This window comes from Sulfitobacter sp. 1A15106 (assembly GCF_043556995.1).
GTDB lineage: Bacteria > Pseudomonadota > Alphaproteobacteria > Rhodobacterales > Rhodobacteraceae > Sulfitobacter > Sulfitobacter faviae.
On record NZ_JBIFFM010000002.1, the window covers coordinates 341,077 to 356,803 of the forward strand.

The following is a 15,727-nucleotide window of genomic DNA, read 5'->3' on the forward strand; positions in this document are numbered from 1 at the left end:
CGTAAGGCGCCCCTATCAATCAATAGTCCCGCTCGAAGAAGATGCCGATGCTGCTGTCGCCGTCCGAGCCAAGTGTGCCCTTGGCCGTCAGGCTTTCGGTGATATCGAGGTTGAGCGACACCTCGCCCGTGCCATCCGAGGCCGCCGTCACATCGGTATAGATGTTGTCGGTCAGGTATTTCCCCAGCCGCAGCGCAGTCTCGCCATCCTCGGTGGTGGTCACATCCAGATCGTCGAGGCCGAAGCCCTCACGCAGGTTGCCGATCACCCCGTCGCCGCCGCGCCCTGCGAGGGTCGCTACCGCACTGGCCAATTGCAGCGCCTGAAAGGCCGAGATTTCCGAGATGTTGCGCCCAAAGAGCAGCTGCGACAGCACCTCGTCCTGCGGCGCGGCGGGGGTGGATTCGAAAGTGACCTCCGGCTCATTCGCCGGGCCGCTCACGATGACACGCACCTCCCCCGCTTCGGTATCGGTCGAAGTGACGAAGCGGATATAGGGGATGAAATCGCCCTGAAACTGGATCGACCCTTCGTCGAGCAAGAAGCGTTTGCCCAAGATATCGAGCCGCCCGCGGATCAACTCGAACCGCCCGGCCGAGATGATGCGATTGGTGGTGCCGCTGAGGTTCAGCGCGCCGCCCAGTTCCGCATCCAGCCCGCGGCCCCGGACGTAAATCCGGTTTGGCGCGTTGAGTTGCAGGTCCAGCCCGAACCCGGGGCCGGACGCCTCCGCCGCAGGGTCGTCCCCGGCCTCGCCCCCCTCCAACCCCGCCTTGCGGCGGGTGGCCAGCACATCGGCGGGGGCGTTGACATGGGTGATCTGCGGAATGTCCCCGATCGAGGTCAGACCCGTCGCGGGCACCTGAATATTCGTCTCGCCCGCGTTGATCACGCCTGTGATCTGCGCCCCCCCGCTCAACGGCCCGGCAAGCCGCAAATCACCGTTCAGCGTAGTGCTGTAAAGGCTCGGGTCCGCATAGACGAGGTTGCGCAGGGTCACGTTGATATCCGCAGGCAAGGCCGGTGTCAGGGTGATCGCCCCCGCCACGCGCAGCTCTCCGCCGTCGACGGCCTGACCGGTCACATTGAGCTGCGCCCGGTTACCCCCAAGCTGAACATCCGCGTCGATCCCCCGCAGCGCCACCCGCAGATTCGGCGCGGTGAAGGTCGCGCCGCTGGTGGTGATCTGACCGCTGACCGAGGACAGTGCCGCCGGGCCGTTGATCTGCAAATCAAAGCGCGCCTGCCCCTGCAAATTGCGCGGGGCAAGGAAGGGGCGCGACAGACCAAGCGGCGCATTGCCCGCGATATCGAGGTTCAGCGTCCCATCGGGGTTCACCAGCCCTGCCACAGTCGCCTGCGTGCCTGCGGGGCCATTGGCACTGGTGTCGATGCGCCAAGCCTCCCCCTCGCGCCGGGCCGAGCCTGCAACGCTGAGCGGGCCGTTCACCTGTTCCACCAAGGCGCCGATGTCGGGCATGTTCAACTGGAAATCAACCGCCGCATTGGGGCCGGTGACCAAGCCTTCGACCGTCGCCCGTGCGCCATAGGGGCCGCTGGCGCTGGCATCGAGGACCACGCCGTTTTCGGTCTGACGCGCCACGCCGTTGGCCGCGAAAGAGCCCGAGACACTGGGCACCAGCGGGTTCACGTTGGGCACCGAGACGTCGAACCGAAGAGAGACCTCTCCGGTCACCAGCCCTTCGACCATGGCGCTGCTGCCATAGGGGCCATCGGCGCTGACATCCACGGCGATTCCGTCATCGGTCTGACGGATGTCGCCCGTGGCCGAAAGCGGGCCGTTCACACCGGGTGCGAGGAGGCTGACGTCGGGCACTGAGAGGTCAAAGCTGAGCGCCATATTCGGACCGGTGGCCAGCCCTTCAACCACGGCGCTGCTGCCATAGGGGCCACGCGCGGCGACATCCACGGCAATGCCGCTCTCCTGCTGCCGCACCGTGCCTTGGGCCGCCAGCGGCCCGTTCACCCCGGGGGCGAGCGGGCTGACATCCGGCAAGGTCAGGTCAAAGCGCAGCGCCATGTCAGGCCCCGTCGCCAAGCCTTCGACCGCGAGGCGGCTGTCGTAGGGGCCATTGGCAATAGTATCGACGACAAACCCCTGTTCGGTCTGCTCTACCGTGCCGCTGGCCGCAACCCCGCCGTTGATCTGCGGGACGAGGGGTTGGATATCGGGCAGAGACAGGTCAAAGGCCACATCGACGCGCGGCGTGACCAGCCCTTCGACCGAGGCCTGCGCCTCCAGCGGGCCGCTGGCTTCGGTGTCGATTTCCCACCCTTGCGGCGTCTGGCGCAATGCGCCTTTGGCGGTGACCGGGCCGGTGATATCCGCCTCGGGCAGGAAATCCTCGATCCGGGGGATATCGGCGGTGAAGTCGATTTGCGCGTCCTCGCCCGTGGCCAAGCCCGAGACGGTCAACGCTGCGTCATAGGGGCCGTCGGTGACCGCGTCGACGACCCAGCCGCGGGTCTCTTGCACCGCTGTCGCTTTGACCGCGATGGGGCCTTCGTATTGCGGCAGCACCAGCCCGACATCGGCGAGTGTGAAGTCCAAGGCCGCGCGGCTGTCTTCGCTGCGCAATTCGACATCGCCGGTCAGGTCCAGCGCATCGTTCTTTAACTCAAGATCGCGCAGGAAAGTCCCCGTCTCGTTGCGTTTCGCCACCATGCTGAGGCTGGTCCGCCCCGCGAGAACCGCATCGGCCTGTTCGATCCCGATCTCAAGGTCATCGGTGCCCCCAGCAATCGCCAGATCGAACATGCCGCCCAAAGGCGTGACCGTGCCGTTCAGTGCCAGCGCCGTGGCGCCCGCGATATCGCGGCCCGCCAGCGCGGAAAAGCGACTGATATCTTGGGCTTCGAGCGTCATCTTCAACTGGGTGAGCAGCCCGGTGTCGACCCCGTCGATCGCGGCTTCGCCGGTCAGGCCATAGTCTTCGCCCGAGAGGGTCAGACCGTTGATCTCAATCGGTTCGCCTTCGACAAAGCGGATTTCGGCGCTGCCGGTGATCGCATCGCCAATCGCCTCGGCGCTGGCCGGATCGGTCAGCGTCAGCCCCTCGGTGGCAAAGGTCACGTCGCCGAGGAATTGCCCCAGACTGCCAAGGTTGCCTTCGAGAATACCGTCGAGCGCCAGTTGGGTCTGCGCGATTTGCAGCGCGCCCGTGTCCAGCCCGGTGATGTCGAAGGCACTGTCGAAACGGTCGCCATCGGCGGCATCGTAATCCACGCGCAGGGTCACGGCCTCGACCCGCGTGCCCTCACCCGAGACCGGCAGAAGGGTCGAGGTGCCATCGGGGTTTGCGATCCGACCTGAGATGTCGATCAGCGTCGGCCATTTCTCTTGGTTCAACGTGACCTGCCCCTGCAGATCGACGGAGTTCGCGGCAAGGGCAAAGCTGCTGACCTCAACCGCACCGTTGCTTTCCAGCAGCGCATCCAGCGCTAGCCGCACATCCTCGCCGAAAAAGTCACGGTAGCGCGGGGCGAGCAGCGCAGTGATGTCACCGCCGATATCGGCTTGAATGCGGCGGTCCGGTGTATCGCTGGCGCGACGCGGGGCCTGCGTGCCAAGGGTCACCTGCCCGGCCAAACGCTCTTGCCCATCGGTGGCGATGGTCACATCGGTCGCGAAATCATCCAGCGGCCCTGCGCCTTCGACGGTCATCTGCACCGAAGGCTGCCCCGGCAGGTTCAGCAGTTTCGACGCGATGCCTTCGGGGTCTTCGGTCAGGTTCAATAACAGGTCCAGCACATTTTCGGTGCGGTCAAAATCGGCTTGAATGTCGAACTCGCCCCGTTTGCCATCGGTGCGGCGGGCCTGAAAATCGACGATGCCGACCGTATCGGTCAGCCGTGCATTGGCGCTTACCGAAAGCTGCGCCGCCTCGCCCAAGATCGGCTCGCCCAAGTTGATCTCATCCACCGAGAAATCCGCGATTTCGATGGAAACGGGCAGATCGGGCAAGGCAAAGGGTTTGGCCTCGGCATCGGGCAGATCGACTTCATTGCTGACCGGCAGACGCTCGACATCGAGCCGCCCGGCGGTGAGTTGCTCGACCTCCAGCCGTCCGCGCAGCAGGGCCGAACGGTTCCAATCCAGGACCACGTCATCAAGCGTCAGCCAGATGCCATCGTCATCCGCAATCGTCATCCGGTCAAAGGAGGCCTCCGAACTCAGCGCACCTGCGAATCCGTCGATGCTGACGGTGCGGCCCGCGCCGCTCAGCGCGTCTTGAATGGTCCGGGTGAGAAAGCCCTTGTCGTCATCCTGTGCGGCAGCCGGTGTGAAGCAGGCCAGATAGACAAGGCTGGCGGTGAGGATCTGCAAAAACTGTCGCATTAAAACGCCTGTCCAATCCCGATATAGACTTGGAAATCTTCATCCACTTCCGGCCCCGATGTGGGCACGGCCACGTCCAGCCGGATCGGCCCGATGCCCGTGGCATAGCGCAGACCCAGACCCGCGCCCGAGTGCCAAGTGCCTGATCCATCGTAGAATTCTTCCGACCCGATATAGCCTGCATCGGCAAAGCCCACGACGCCGATCTTCTCGGTCAGGGCCACGCGCGCCTCTGCTGATAGCCCGACAAAGCTGCGCCCGCCCACGGTGTCGCCGCTCGGCAGTTCAACCCCAAGCGTTTGATAGGGTTGTCCGCGCACGCTGCCGCCCCCGCCGGAGTAAAAGAGGTAATCCGCCGGCGCTTCCGACAGGTCCGGCCCTGCAACCGATCCAAGCTGCCCCCGGAAGGCCAGCGTCACCGGGCGCTCCGTCCCGAAGCTGCGATAGTAGCGCGCATCAAGATAGCTGCGCAGCCCGCTTTCAGACCCCGACAGGGCGACAAAGGGCGTGAGGCTGGCGTCGATGTAATAGCCATCGGTCGCGTCCAACTCCTTGTCGCGGTAGTCGAACTCGGCCCCCAGCGGCAGGGTCAGCAGGGTATATTGGTTGGTGCCGAAGGCATCCTCGGTCTCAGCCACACGCAGGCCGAGACCCGCGGAATAGGTGCGATTCTGGTTGGCAATCCGCTCGATCCCCGCCTCCAGATCCAACTGGCGGGAAAAGTAATTCACCTCGTCCAACTGTTCCAACGTGGCCAGCGCGTAGAAATCGGTGTCTTCGTTAAAGGTCGCCGGACGTTCGAACCGGGCGGAGAGCGTATAGTCCTCGCCCCCCGAATTGCCGCCGATCCCTTCGATCTCAGCCGAGAGGCGCAGACGTTCGGCCCCGCCCAGCAGATTGCGGTGCAGCCAGAAAGTGCTCAGCGTCAGCCCTTCGAGCGAAGACAGTTCCGCACCAAAGCCAAAGCGCCGCTTGGGCGCTTCGGTCACCTGCGCGGTGATGGGCAGCGTGTCGTTGGGGCCAATCCGATCCGCTTCGATGAGCGCCACGGCGTCGAACGCGCCGGTGCGGCGCAGCCGTTCGGTGGCCAGTTCCAACTCTTCGGGCGAGAAGACCTCCCCCAGTGGCAGCCCTGCGATTTCGATCAGCCGCGCGGTGCGCACGTCTTCGTTGCCGGTCACAGTCAGCGCGCCAAAACGCAGCTTTGGCCCCGGAGCCAGCCGCAGGGCAGCGTCGATCTGGCGTTCGCGGTGTTTGGCCACAAGATCTTGATCTGCCAATGCCGCTTTCGCGTGGCCCACATCGCGCCAACCGCTGACGCCAGCCGAGACGGTTTCCTTCAGCACGCCAAGGCTCGCGGTCTCCCCCGCGGCAAATCCGTCCGGCAACTCGGTGCCCGGGGCTATGGGCGCGATGCGGGTCGCGCCAAAGCGGAACTTCGGCCCCGGGTCTACCGTGATCACGGCCCGGTCGATGCGGCGCGGCGGTTGCACGGGGGGAATCGCGGCGGCATCGACGCCATCCAAGGTGATCTTGAGCGTCGGCCCGAAATACCCGTTGTCGTAGAGCAGCGCCAAAAGCCGCCCATAATCGGCCTGCGCCGCTGCGACCAACTCCTGCGGCGTGGCAGGCTCGGCATCCTCATCGGTCTGCTCGGCCAGCAAGGACCCATCACGCAGGGTGGCATAGAGGTCCGAATCCGCCGCGATGCCGGTGATGGCCAGTTCCGCGGCCTGTGCCGCAGCCCCCCCGCCAAGAAGTAGTCCAAGAGCGAGACAAAGCGCCGCCCCTTGAGTCTGCCCTTGTTGCGCCACGCGCTACCCTCCTTGCGTTCGTCAGCCCGGTTTTCGCGCCGGTTCTCCTTTGCCCGCCCAAACGGGCCTTATTCTTAGCAACCGTTAAACGGCATTGCCGCCTTGGCTGCAAACACTCTGCCGGGGGAATCGCGCGATGAGAACGCTCTGCCCCGCCCCGCGCAGGTGTCACGCGCGGAATCGGCAAGATACCGCGCAGCAAGAGTGTAGGCTGACCACGGCCCGAGACGAGGACCAAAACGTTTTTTCTTTCAGGGGAGTCCGACCATCGCTTTGCATTGCAAAGCATGGTGGTGCGGTCGGAGAGACTCGAACTCTCACGGGTGTTACCCCACAGCGACCTCAACGCTGCGCGTCTACCATTCCGCCACGACCGCACGCCATGGTTGGTGGGCGGGGTTTAGCCAAAGACCAAGGGCTTGTGAAGAGGCAATCGGCAAAATTTTTCAATGCGTTTCAGAAAGCGGGTTCAGCCCCCGATTTTCCGCAGCCGCACCCCCGATCACAATTCCCTTACCGCCCTGCAATCTGACGGCTCAGCCGTTGAAAGCGCGCGTTCGGCGGGCCATCTGTGACGCAAGCAAGAAGGAACACGCCATGCCCGCAGATACCGCCACCCCCACAAATACCCCCACCGTGCAGATCGACATCGTATCGGATGTGATGTGCCCTTGGTGTATCGTGGGCTACAAGCAACTTGAGCAAGCGCTCGGCGCGGTTGGCGTCGGCGCCTACGTGCGTTGGCACCCCTTTGAGTTGAACCCGCAGATGCCAGCCGAAGGCCAGAACATGGCCGAACATCTGGCCGAAAAATACGGCTCCACCCCTGCTCAGTCGGTCGAGAATCGCAAACGGCTGACCCAGATGGGGCAAGACCTCGGCTTTACCTTTAACTTTTCCGACGACACGCGGATGCAAAACACCTTTGCCGCGCATCAACTGCTGACATGGGCGCAGGTCCAAGGGCTGCAACACCCGCTGAAGATGGCCCTTTTTGACGCGCATTTCACCCAAGGGCGCAATGTGAACGACACTGATGTGCTCGCCGATGTTGCCGCTTCCGTCGGATTGGACCGGGATGAGGCGCTTGAGGTGCTCCGCAGCGGCAGCTTTGCCGAACAGACCCGCGAAGCGCAGCAATTCTGGACCTCGCGCGGCATCTCCGGCGTGCCGTCGATGATCTTCGAGGGCAAATACCTCATCACCGGGGCGCAGGGGGCAGAAAACTATGCCCAAATCCTGCGCAAGGTCTTGGAGGAACGCGACGCCGCCGCCTGACACTGTGCCTCTGGCGGTGTGGCGCGGGTCTTGCTAAGGCATCCCCATGGTTGAATGGATCATCACTGACGGCTTGACCGACTACCGCAGCGCCGAGGCGTGGATGGAGGCGCGTGCCACCGCCATCGCCGCCGGCGAGGCCGAGGAATGCATCTGGCTGGTCGAACATCCCCCGCTCTATACCGCCGGAACCTCGGCGCGGGCCGAAGACCTGACAGAGCCCGACCGCTTTCCCGTCCACCCCACCCGGCGCGGCGGGCAGTATACCTATCACGGGCCGGGCCAGCGTGTGGCCTATGTGATGCTCAACGTCGCCGCCCGGGGGCGCGATGTGCGCTGTTTCGTGCGCCAGCTCGAAAACTGGGTCATCGCCACGTTGGATCAATTCAACCTGCGCGGTGAAATCCGCCCCGGTCGCGTCGGCGTTTGGGTGCAACGGCCCGAGAAACCCGCCCAGCCCGATGGCAGCCCCGCCGAAGACAAGATCGCCGCCATTGGAATCAGGCTGCGCAAATGGGTCAGCTTCCACGGCATCAGCATCAATGTGGAGCCGGACCTCAGCCATTTTGGCGGCATCGTCCCCTGCGGCATCACGAACCACGGCGTGACCTCGCTGGTCGATCTGGGCCTGCCCGTCACGATGGACGATGTCGATCTCGCCCTGCGCGCCACCTTTGATGAGGTCTTTGCCAGCGACCCCACAGGCAGTTGCGACATCACCCCCTAACAGCAGCAAAGCACGCGCCAAGCGCCCCAAAGGCCGGATTTTACGGCGACAGCCACAGCGCAAAAAATACCCACCCTGCGACCATCGCGCCCATTGCCCCCGCGAGACGGTCGCTCTAAAACGGGCGCGACACCGCATGTTCCGCCTATGGCGCCATGTGTCCAATTCATTTGCAGGAGGCACCGCATGGCAGACGCAGCCATTCACGGCCAAGATCATCACGACGACCGGGGGTTCTTTACCCGGTGGTTCATGTCCACCAACCACAAAGATATCGGTATTCTGTACCTTATCGTCTCGGCCTTGGTCGGTCTTATTTCGGTGGCATTCACCGTCTACATGCGCCTTGAGCTCATGGATCCGGGCGTTCAATACATGTGTATGGAAGGCGCGCGTTTCATCGCGGATAGCTCTGCCGCCTGTACGCCAAACGGCCATTTGTGGAACGTGCTGATCACCGGCCACGGCATCCTGATGATGTTCTTCGTCGTGATTCCCGCGCTCTTCGGCGGTTTCGGCAACTACTTCATGCCGCTGCAAATCGGCGCGCCGGACATGGCTTTCCCGCGGATGAACAACCTCAGCTTCTGGCTCTATGTCGCAGGCACCACCCTCGCAGTCTGCTCGCTGCTGACACCCGGCGGCAACGGTCAGCTTGGCTCCGGCGTGGGCTGGGTGCTCTACCCGCCGCTTTCGGTACGCGAAGCGGGCATGTCGATGGACTTCGCGATCTTCGCGGTGCACGTCTCCGGTGCCTCCTCGATCCTCGGCGCGATCAACATGATCACCACCTTCCTGAACATGCGCGCCCCCGGCATGACCTTGTTCAAAGTGCCGCTCTTCGCCTGGTCGATCTTCGTCACAAGCTGGCTGATCCTCCTGTCCCTGCCGGTTCTGGCGGGCGCGATCACCATGCTCTTGATGGACCGCAACTTCGGCTTCGCCTTCTTCGACCCCGCAGGCGGCGGTGACCCGATCCTCTACCAGCACATTCTGTGGTTCTTCGGCCACCCCGAAGTCTACATCATCATCCTGCCGGGCTTCGGCATCATCTCCCACGTCATCGCGACCTTCTCGCGCAAACCGGTCTTCGGCTACCTGCCGATGGTCTGGGCGATCATCGCGATCGGTGCTCTGGGCTTCGTCGTCTGGGCGCACCACATGTACACCGTGGGCATGACCCTGAACCAGCAGGCCTACTTCATGCTGGCCACCATGGTCATCGCGGTGCCAACGGGGGTAAAGGTCTTCAGCTGGATCGCCACCATGTGGGGCGGCTCGATCGAGTTCAAAACACCGATGCTCTGGGCCTTTGGCTTCCTGTTCCTCTTCACCGTCGGTGGCGTCACCGGCATCGTACTGAGCCAGGCCGCCGTGGACCGTGCCTACCATGACACCTACTACGTCGTGGCGCACTTCCACTACGTGATGTCGCTCGGCGCCGTCTTCGCCATCTTCGCGGGCATCTACTTCTACCTGCCCAAGATGACGGGCCGCATGTACCCCGAATGGGCCGGCAAACTGCACTTCTGGGCGATGTTCATCGGTGCAAACCTGACCTTCTTCCCGCAGCACTTCCTGGGCCGTCAGGGCATGCCGCGCCGCTACATCGACTATCCTGAGGCATTCGCCTACTGGAACCAGTGGTCCTCGATCGGCGCCTTCCTCAGCTTTGCCTCCTTCCTCTTCTTCTTCGGGGTGATGGCCTACACGCTGACCCGCGGCGCACGCTCCACAGCAAACAACCCGTGGAACGAATTCGCGGATACGCTGGAATGGACCCTGCCCAGCCCGCCGCCCGAACACACCTTCGAGCAGCTTCCGAAACAGGAAGACTGGGACAAGCAGCACAGCCACTAAGCTGACCCAAACCACAAAGGCCCCGCTCCCCGCGGGGCCTTTTCTTTTGCCCCCACTCCTCTGACAGCCGCCCCTCCCCTCCAACTTCATCCTTTCTCAAATACCCTCGGGGGTCCGGGGGCAGAGCCCCCGCCTTACGCAAATTTTTCCACCAAAAACCACATTTCCCTCTTGAAGCCCCCCGCCCCAATAGGTATCTCGCCCTCACCAGACGGTAAGCGGGCGTAGCTCAGGGGTAGAGCATAACCTTGCCAAGGTTAGGGTCGGGCGTTCGAATCGCCTCGCCCGCTCCATCTGGACTTCACAGGGTCGCATCTTCGGATGCGGCCCTTTGTGCTTTTCTACCCCCAAAACCTTCCCGAAAAAAATTGCCGCGCGACGCTTAGATCGCTTCATTTCCCCCTTGCAGCCCCCTGCGGGAATGGGTATTCCCCCCTCACCAACCGGATGCGGGCGTAGCTCAGGGGTAGAGCATAACCTTGCCAAGGTTAGGGTCGGGCGTTCGAATCGCCTCGCCCGCTCCAGGTTGATCCTACCACCCCGTAGGAAACGCAAAGCCGCCCTTCGGGGCGGCTTTTGTGTATCTAGCCCTACATAAAAAAACGCCCCATGACGAACACGGGGCGTAAGGTACGGAACGAGGGACAGTAGATGGCCGGCAGGCGTTCCGGGCCTGCGGTCACCTTTAAATTTAGGAAGCCTTAGCCGTTTTCAAAGGGGCCGGGCCCAGCCGCCCTGCCCCCTGTTCGAATTTGAGCCAGTTCTTGCCGATTCTCAGCCGCCAACTCGGCTGGCATAAAGCGCGATAGCCGCCGCGTTAGAGACGTTGAGCGAGCCGAATCCGCCCGCCGCATCGATCCGCACCAGCGCGTCTACGGTCTCGCGGGTCTTCTCTCGCAGCCCCGGCCCCTCGGCCCCCAGAACAAGCGCCACGGGGCGGTCACGGCGACCCTCGACGGCCTCCTCGATGGTCTGCGTGGCCTCGCCATCAAGCCCCAGCACGACATAGCCCATCTCCTGCAAGGCCCGGATGGCATCGGCAAGGTTGCGGACCCTCAGATAGGGCTGCCGCTCCAGCGCGCCGCTGGCGGTTTTGGCCAGCGCCCCGGTCTCGGGCGCGGAATGGTGTTTGGTGCCGATGACCGCCGAGGCGCCAAGCACTTCGGCAGAGCGTAGAATCGCGCCGACGTTATGCGGATCGGTCACCCGGTCGAGCAGCAAAAGCCGCGGCGCGGAATCACCGATGGCCACATCTTCCAATCGGCCCCAGTTCAGCGGCTTCACCTCCAAAACGGCACCTTGGTGGACCGAGTTTGGATCGAGCGGCGGGCGGAACTTGCGTGGGTCCACGACCTGCGGCGTGATTCCCGCCTCGGCGATGGCCTCTTCCAGCTTCGCCTGCGCGTTCGGCGTGACCATCAACTGCAATTTTTCACGCCGCGGGTTCATCAGCGCATCGCGCACCGCATGCAGGCCGAACAGCCAGACCGTTTGCGCCGCTTCGGCCTTCTTGTCCTGCTCTTTTTGCACGACCCATTTGGGTTTCTTCATCTCTTTATCCTTTCGTGCGATTTCCCCAAGATTTCTCAGGAATTCGCCTTGACGCTTCTTTGGCTCGCTTGTAATCACGCCCCCACGTCAGGTGCAATGCACCGGGACAAAGTGGGCGACAGGCCGCAAGGTGTGGCAGGGGACTGTAACTCCCTCGCGGAGACGCACGCCTGGTTCGATTCCAGGGTCGCCCACCACTTTCTCCCCCCTCGCGATAGTTCGTATGCGCAGTTAAGGCGCGCTCGTGGCGACCAATCAATGTCGGGCCCGATGGCCATCACGGGATCAACACATCGCTCCGCAAAAACCCCTCAAGCGCCATTCCCAAATCGTCGTAAACCAGTTGAACCCGAATCCTCTCAACTGACCCGAGATCGAACGTCAGGTAAGGCTGCGGATCCCCCTCCAGAATCGCATTCGGCGTCGGCGATGAATCGTGACAGGGCGGCATCGGCAGATTCTGCATCGGCGCGTCGTACACCGCGATTGCCATGGCGGCCAGCCCGCAGCGCCAGCTCCACAGGTGGGTCACATAGAGGAAGTCTCGCCCATCATACTCCCGCACGGCGATCCAATTGCCGCGGGTGGCGTTCAGGATCGGACGCACCTCTGCGGCGGTGGTGAAACGGCCCGTGGGTGTCTGGTCTTCGGCGATCAATCCGGGGGGCACGGCATCCATGTAGAATGCAGGCGGCGGGGCCGCGGGCGCCGGGGGCGCCGCCGGGCTGGCGGGGGCTGCGGGGCGTGCCGGAGCCTGCACCGTCATCGGCGCATCCGGTCGGCCTACCCCGTCCGAAGGCGCAGAGGGGCCGCCAAGGCTGATCGCGATCACGGCAAAGACAAAATCGAACATTCGAACCCCTTTCGCAGGCCGCTCAAATTGCTGGCTTTTGCCGACAGAGCCCTGCCCCTATACTGGCCGAAAACCAAAGGCCGCAGTTAAGTATGACACGCAATTCGCGTACCCCGCAAATTTTCAACGTTGTCATCGTGGGCCAAGAGGGGCGGCTGGCCTATGAGGCGCTGCTTTTCGCCGCCTCCCTGCGCCATTCCTGCCCGGAGTTCCAAGGCCGCCTGCTGATCGCCGAGCCGCAGCCCGGCCCGCTTTGGGATCGTGATCCGCGCATCACCGACAGCGCGCTGCGCGAGGCGCTGAGCGCGTTTGGGGCGGAGTTCGTCCCCTTCGAAAACCAACATTTTGGCAGCACCTATCCCAATGGCAATAAGATCGAGATGCTCAGCGCCCTGCCTGCGGGCGAACCCTTTGTTTTCTTTGACACCGATACGCTGATCACCGGCGACTTGTCGGCGGTGCCGTTTGATTTCGACCGCCCCTCGGCCTCTCTCAAACGCGAAGGCACATGGCCCGAGCCGCAGCTATACGGGCCGGGCTATAGCGCATTGTGGAAGTCGCTTTACGACAAGTTCGGCCTCGACTTCGCCAGCAGCCTCGACCTGAGCCAACCGGATGAATATTGGCGGCGTTATCTCTATTTTAACGCAGGGTTCTTTTACTACCGCTGCCCGAAGGAATTCGGCGATCTCTTTCTGCGCTACGCGCTGGCGGTACGCGACGACCCTCCGGTCGAGCTTTGCGCGCAGAGCTTTGACCCTTGGCTCGACCAAATCGTGCTGCCGCTGGTGATCCACGCCCTTGGCGGCGGGCAGGACACCCTGCCCGCTGGCCTGTTGGATGGTACGGTCTCCTGCCACTATCGCTTTCTGCCCCTGCTCTACGCGCGAGAGAGCGATCATGCGATCGAGGTGCTAGAGGCCATCACCGCCCCCAACCGAATGAAAAAGCTGCTCAAGCAGCGCGATGCGATCAAGCGGATGGTCTATCAGGGCCGTGGGGCCAAGGTGCGCGCGCTTTTCGATCAAGACAACCTGCCGCGCCGGGAACAGGCGATCCGCAACCGGATCAAATCAAACGGTTTCTGGATGCGCTGAGCCTCGCCTGCCCCGTTGTCTGGAAGGATCTTTGCGCCTAGGCTGCGCGAGAACCATTTTCTGAGAGGACAGACCAATGGCCGACAGCCCCACCCCACATTTCGACACGCTGCAAATCCACGCAGGCGCCACCCCCGACCCGGCCACCGGCGCGCGGCAGACGCCGATCTATCAGACCACGGCCTATGTCTTTCGCGATGCCGATCACGCGGCGGCTTTGTTCAACCTTGAGGAAGTCGGCTATATCTATTCGCGCCTGACCAACCCCACCAACGCGGTCCTGCAAGAGCGTATCGCCACGCTCGAAGGCGGTGTCGGCGCGGTCTGCTGCTCATCGGGCCACGCGGCGCAGATCATGGCGCTGTTCCCGCTGATGGGGCCGGGCAAGAATATCGTTGCCTCCACCCGTCTTTATGGTGGCACGGTCACGCAGTTCAGCCATACGATCAAGCGGTTCGGCTGGTCCTGCAAATTCGTCGACTTCGACGATCCGCAGGCCGTGGCCGATGCGATCGACGACGACACCCGCGCGGTCTTTGGTGAGGCTATTGCAAACCCCGGCGGCTATATCATGGATGTGCGCGCCATTGCGGATGTGGCCGATGCGGCGGGCATTCCGCTGATCATCGACAATACCAGCGCCACGCCCTACCTCTGCCGCCCGATTGAGCATGGCGCGACGCTGGTGGTGCATTCCACCACCAAATACCTCACCGGCAATGGCACTGTCATGGGCGGCTGCGTGGTGGATTCAGGCAAGTTCGACTGGTCCGCGAATGACAAATTCCCCTCGCTCAGCCAGCCCGAGGAAGCCTATCACGGCATGAAGTTCCACGAGACCTTCGGCGCTATGGCCTTCACCTTCCACGGCATCGCCATCGGGCTGCGCGATCTGGGGATGACGATGAACCCACAGGCGGCGCATTACACGCTTATGGGGATCGAGACCTTGTCGCTGCGCATGGAGCGGCATGTGCAGAACGCGGTGAAGGTGGCCGAATGGCTGGAGCAGGACGACCGGGTCGAATACGTGACCTATGCCGGGCTGAAATCCTCACCCTATCACGAGCGGATGCAAAAGGTCTGCCCCAAGGGCGCGGGCGGGCTTTTCACCTTTGCGGTCAAGGGCGGCTATGACGCCTGTGTGAAACTGGTCAACAGCCTTGAGATCTTTAGCCACGTGGCGAACTTGGGCGATACGCGCTCGCTGATCATTCACTCGGCCTCCACCACGCACCGACAGCTGACGGCAGAGCAGCAAGAAGCGGCGGGGGCCGGTCCGGGCGTCGTGCGCATCTCCATCGGGACCGAGGACGCCGACGATCTGATCGCCGATCTCGATCAGGCGCTGACCAAGGCGACCAGCTAAACCACCTTCCCCCGCCGATCACCTCGGCGGGGGTTTTCCATCTGCGGCAACTTACTGCCCCGGGGCAATGGCAAAGGTCATCGAGACCTGCGCCCGCACCTCAACCTCACCTTCGGCCACGGCACTGTCCATCGCCATCCCCATACGGGCGGATTCGAACATTTTGGGCTGCGCGTTGGAGTTTTCGGTCATGCGGATCAGCGTGCCGAGCTTTACCCCTGCCGCCTCGGCCAACTGCCGCGCGCGTTCGGTGGCATCCGCAACGGCGGCTTTGCGCGCCTCGGCCAGCGCATCTTTCGGGTCTTGAAGACCGAAGTCCAACCCGTTGAAATCATTCGCACCCTCGTCGATCACCGCATCCATCATCGCGCCCAAGCGCTCCAGATCGCGCACTTTGACCGTTACGGAGTTGCCCGCCTGATAGCCGGTGATGCGCGGCGGCTGGCCGTTTTCGTTCGCGCGGCGGTCATGCACCGGACGCAGGTAGAAACGGCTGGTCTGACGGTCCTTCGCCGCGACGCCCTGCGCGTCGAGCTGGGTCAGGATCGCGCTCACGGCGGCATTCACCCCGTCCATCGCGGCCTTGGCGGTTTCGGCCTCTTCGGTCACGCCCAGAGTGATCGTTGCCATGTCGGGCGCGGCGGCGATGCTGCCTTGGCCGGTGACGATAATCCCCTCTTCCGGTCCCTGCTGGGCCGAGACCAATCCGGCCCCCGCCATCCACGCCAGCGCCACCCAATTCATCAGTCGCATGTTCGTTCCTTTCCGTGCATCAATGCGCCGCCATTTGCCCATCGCGGGCCGGTTCTGACAAGCAC

Annotated in this window: 10 protein-coding genes and 4 tRNA genes; 8 read left to right on the forward strand and 6 right to left on the reverse strand. The window is 63.3% G+C overall.

Features of this window, described 5'->3' with window-relative positions; translation table 11 throughout:
* Positions 1-19 precede the first annotated feature (19 nt).
* From ACGYKA_RS04275 to ACGYKA_RS04285, 3 genes are all read right to left on the reverse strand, one after another.
* Positions 20-4,360, reverse strand: coding sequence for a translocation/assembly module TamB domain-containing protein (locus ACGYKA_RS04275; RefSeq protein ID WP_394413455.1), 4,341 nt, complete (start codon positions 4,358-4,360; stop codon positions 20-22).
* Entirely contained in the window at positions 4,360-6,174 is a 1,815-nt protein-coding gene (locus ACGYKA_RS04280; protein WP_394413458.1) for an autotransporter assembly complex family protein, read from the reverse strand. Before ACGYKA_RS04280 ends, ACGYKA_RS04275 begins: the two co-directional genes overlap by 1 nt.
* 291 nt (positions 6,175-6,465) lie before the next feature.
* Positions 6,466-6,551: transfer RNA gene (locus tag ACGYKA_RS04285), tRNA-Leu, on the reverse strand.
* 220 nt (positions 6,552-6,771) lie between these two features.
* On the opposite strand from ACGYKA_RS04285, the gene ACGYKA_RS04290 reads away from it, so the two are divergent.
* From ACGYKA_RS04290 to ACGYKA_RS04310, 5 genes are all read left to right on the forward strand, one after another.
* Positions 6,772-7,452, forward strand: a complete 681-nt coding sequence (locus tag ACGYKA_RS04290) for a DsbA family oxidoreductase (RefSeq protein WP_394413938.1) — start codon at positions 6,772-6,774, stop codon at positions 7,450-7,452.
* A gap of 46 nt (positions 7,453-7,498) precedes the next feature.
* Positions 7,499-8,179 (forward strand): lipoyl(octanoyl) transferase LipB, encoded by a 681-nt coding sequence (lipB, locus tag ACGYKA_RS04295; RefSeq protein WP_394413941.1) that lies wholly within the window; start codon positions 7,499-7,501, stop codon positions 8,177-8,179.
* 186 nt (positions 8,180-8,365) lie between these two features.
* Positions 8,366-10,039, forward strand: a complete 1,674-nt coding sequence (ctaD, locus tag ACGYKA_RS04300) for a cytochrome c oxidase subunit I (protein ID WP_067261244.1) — start codon at positions 8,366-8,368, stop codon at positions 10,037-10,039.
* Between the two features lie 218 nt (positions 10,040-10,257).
* Positions 10,258-10,332: transfer RNA gene (locus ACGYKA_RS04305), tRNA-Gly, on the forward strand.
* A gap of 156 nt (positions 10,333-10,488) precedes the next feature.
* Positions 10,489-10,563, forward strand: a tRNA-Gly gene (locus ACGYKA_RS04310).
* 250 nt (positions 10,564-10,813) lie between these two features.
* Here the strand turns inward: ACGYKA_RS04310 and rlmB are convergent.
* Entirely contained in the window at positions 10,814-11,590 is a 777-nt protein-coding gene (rlmB, locus tag ACGYKA_RS04315) for a 23S rRNA (guanosine(2251)-2'-O)-methyltransferase RlmB (RefSeq protein WP_394413944.1), read from the reverse strand.
* A 113-nt stretch (positions 11,591-11,703) separates the two neighbouring features.
* Here rlmB and ACGYKA_RS04320 point away from each other — a divergent pair.
* Positions 11,704-11,787, forward strand: a tRNA-Tyr gene (locus ACGYKA_RS04320).
* 80 nt (positions 11,788-11,867) lie between these two features.
* Here the strand turns inward: ACGYKA_RS04320 and ACGYKA_RS04325 are convergent.
* On the reverse strand, positions 11,868-12,443 hold the full coding sequence (locus ACGYKA_RS04325) for a hypothetical protein (RefSeq protein ID WP_394413947.1): 576 nt from the start codon (positions 12,441-12,443) through the stop codon (positions 11,868-11,870).
* 92 nt (positions 12,444-12,535) lie between these two features.
* On the opposite strand from ACGYKA_RS04325, the gene ACGYKA_RS04330 reads away from it, so the two are divergent.
* Positions 12,536-13,540 (forward strand): hypothetical protein, encoded by a 1,005-nt coding sequence (locus ACGYKA_RS04330; protein ID WP_394413950.1) that lies wholly within the window; start codon positions 12,536-12,538, stop codon positions 13,538-13,540.
* A 76-nt stretch (positions 13,541-13,616) separates the two neighbouring features.
* On the forward strand, positions 13,617-14,909 hold the full coding sequence (locus ACGYKA_RS04335) for an O-acetylhomoserine aminocarboxypropyltransferase/cysteine synthase family protein (protein ID WP_394413953.1): 1,293 nt from the start codon (positions 13,617-13,619) through the stop codon (positions 14,907-14,909).
* Between the two features lie 51 nt (positions 14,910-14,960).
* Here ACGYKA_RS04335 and ACGYKA_RS04340 read toward each other — a convergent pair whose 3' ends face one another.
* On the reverse strand, positions 14,961-15,662 hold the full coding sequence (locus ACGYKA_RS04340; protein ID WP_394413956.1) for an SIMPL domain-containing protein: 702 nt from the start codon (positions 15,660-15,662) through the stop codon (positions 14,961-14,963).
* Positions 15,663-15,727 lie beyond the last annotated feature (65 nt).

Coding starts and splice junctions, on each gene's coding strand:
- ACGYKA_RS04275 (WP_394413455.1), bottom strand. CDS start 4,360: ATGCGACAGTTTTTGCAGATCCTCACCGCCAGCCTTGTCTATCTGGCC.
- ACGYKA_RS04290 (WP_394413938.1), top strand. CDS start 6,772: ATGCCCGCAGATACCGCCACCCCCACAAATACCCCCACCGTGCAGATC.
- lipB (WP_394413941.1), top strand. CDS start 7,499: ATGGTTGAATGGATCATCACTGACGGCTTGACCGACTACCGCAGCGCC.
- ctaD (WP_067261244.1), top strand. CDS start 8,366: ATGGCAGACGCAGCCATTCACGGCCAAGATCATCACGACGACCGGGGG.
- rlmB (WP_394413944.1), bottom strand. CDS start 11,590: ATGAAGAAACCCAAATGGGTCGTGCAAAAAGAGCAGGACAAGAAGGCC.
- ACGYKA_RS04325 (WP_394413947.1), bottom strand. CDS start 12,443: ATGTTCGATTTTGTCTTTGCCGTGATCGCGATCAGCCTTGGCGGCCCC.
- ACGYKA_RS04330 (WP_394413950.1), top strand. CDS start 12,536: ATGACACGCAATTCGCGTACCCCGCAAATTTTCAACGTTGTCATCGTG.
- ACGYKA_RS04335 (WP_394413953.1), top strand. CDS start 13,617: ATGGCCGACAGCCCCACCCCACATTTCGACACGCTGCAAATCCACGCA.
- ACGYKA_RS04340 (WP_394413956.1), bottom strand. CDS start 15,662: ATGCGACTGATGAATTGGGTGGCGCTGGCGTGGATGGCGGGGGCCGGA.